Origin of the sequence: Amycolatopsis sp., from assembly GCF_036008905.1 — a bacterium.
In the GTDB taxonomy this organism is placed as follows: Bacteria; Actinomycetota; Actinomycetes; order Mycobacteriales; family Pseudonocardiaceae; genus Amycolatopsis.
In genome coordinates, this window is the sequence record NZ_DASYMU010000234.1 from 1 (window position 1) to 1,534 (window position 1,534).

3 protein-coding genes are annotated in these 1,534 nt (G+C 67.7%); all 3 read left to right on the forward strand.

Annotation, left to right across the window (positions count from 1 at the left end; all coding sequences use genetic code 11):
* The first annotated feature begins 109 nt into the window (after window positions 1–109).
* The 3 genes from VGP60_RS37595 to VGP60_RS37605 all read left to right on the forward strand — a co-directional run bounded on the left by VGP60_RS37595 (window position 110) and on the right by VGP60_RS37605 (window position 1,419).
* Complete coding sequence (locus VGP60_RS37595; protein ID WP_327552982.1) at window positions 110–685, forward strand: hypothetical protein; 576 nt, start codon at window positions 110–112, stop codon at window positions 683–685.
* Window positions 686–818: 133 nt separating this feature from the next.
* Entirely contained in the window at window positions 819–1,244 is a 426-nt protein-coding gene (locus VGP60_RS37600) for a hypothetical protein (protein WP_327552983.1), read from the forward strand.
* A gap of 25 nt (window positions 1,245–1,269) precedes the next feature.
* Window positions 1,270–1,419 carry a hypothetical protein gene (locus tag VGP60_RS37605; RefSeq protein ID WP_327552984.1) on the forward strand — a complete coding sequence of 50 codons (150 nt, stop codon included), beginning with the start codon at window positions 1,270–1,272 and terminating at the stop codon, window positions 1,417–1,419.
* Window positions 1,420–1,534: the final 115 nt, after the last annotated feature.

The window sequence follows — 1,534 nt, forward strand, 5'->3', positions numbered from 1 at the left end:
TCGCACTACCGCGTGACGAGCAGGTACGCCGGGTTGCCGCCCTCCGTCAGGCGGGCCTGACCTGCGAGGGCGACCAGTGGGACATCCTGACCCGTGGAACCGGCGCACGATGAGATGGCTCGCGCTCTACGCGCGCAGCCGGCAGGTCGCTGTCCCGATATCGGCACTGGTGTTCGGCACGGCGCTGCTACTGGGGCTCAGCCGATGGCTCTGGGACGGCCGCGTCGGCATCCCGTCGATGATCATCGTGATGACCCTGGGGCTGGCCGCGGCCTCGCCCGGCCTCGCGGGCTCCGACCACGACCTGGATCGCACGGCGTCCTTCTCGTGGCCACCCCGGCGGGCGACGCATCTGATCGGTCTCGGTGTGGTGATCACCGGACTTTCCCTCGCGATCAACGCGACACTGGACTCCGGCCTTCCCGCCGGCGTGATCCTCCGTGACGTGGCAGGCCAGGTGGGGTTGCTGGGCCTCGGGGTAGCGCTCATCGGCGGCTCGTTCGGCTGGTGCCTGCCCTTTTTGTTCATGGTGCTGGCGCAAGTGCCGGGAATGTCGGACGTGCCCGTCGCGGGGTGGCTGGTGCAACCGGCCGACACGGTTTCAGCGACGGTCACCGCGGCCGCCGCGGTCAACGCCGGGCTGCTGAGCTATCTCACGTTCGGCCCGCGCCGCACCCGGTCGTGACTCGCGTCTCAATCCACCGAACGAGAACCCGTGGCCGCCCGGTCGACGACTTACCGAATAGATCCCCAGCACGACAAGGGATCATCACATTTGTCCAAACAGTCCTAAGAGGACTTTCACAAAGGGAACCACCATGAACAAGAAGATGATCGCCGCGATCGCCGGAGTGGGCCTGACGGCCGGAGTGCTCGGACTGGGCGCCGGCGGCGCGTTCGCCGACGGCAAGGTCACCACGATCGATAAGGTCGCAGTCGAGGCGACTGCGCCGCAGCCACCGAAGGGCGCCAGGGCGGTCGTCCAGGTCAGCCCCAACCCCCCCGCCGAGCGAGGCGAAGAGGTGACCATCACCGGCCACTGCGGCGGAGGGGAGAAGCTCAACGCCGTGCTCAGCGGGTTCGACGGCAAGCCGGTGCTGGAAAACGTGCGCATCATCAACGACGACCCGCACGGATTCGTGGCGAAGGCGACCCTCGCTCGTGGGCTCGGCAACGGCGTCGGCCCCGTCTTCGTCGACTGCGGCGGCGAAGCGGGTGTGACCCTCCTGGTCACCCACGTCTGATCCGGACCTTCTCGTGGGCTGACCAGTGGAAGATGCCAGCCAGGGTGCGGCGTCAGCGGAAGTAGCCCTTGACGTACTCGTCGATCTCGGTCGTGGTCTCCTCGCCGACCCCGAAGCCGCCCTCGACACCGATGTGTTGTTCATGATCGACAAGGTGTGGCGCCCACCCGGCTGACGAAGCCGACCGAGTTCATCAGCCACACACATGTGCCCTCGACGCGGGCAGACGCACGAAACCCGTCAGCAGCAGCGTCCGGCGTCAGCGGCGATGACCGACCGTCGGCGACGGT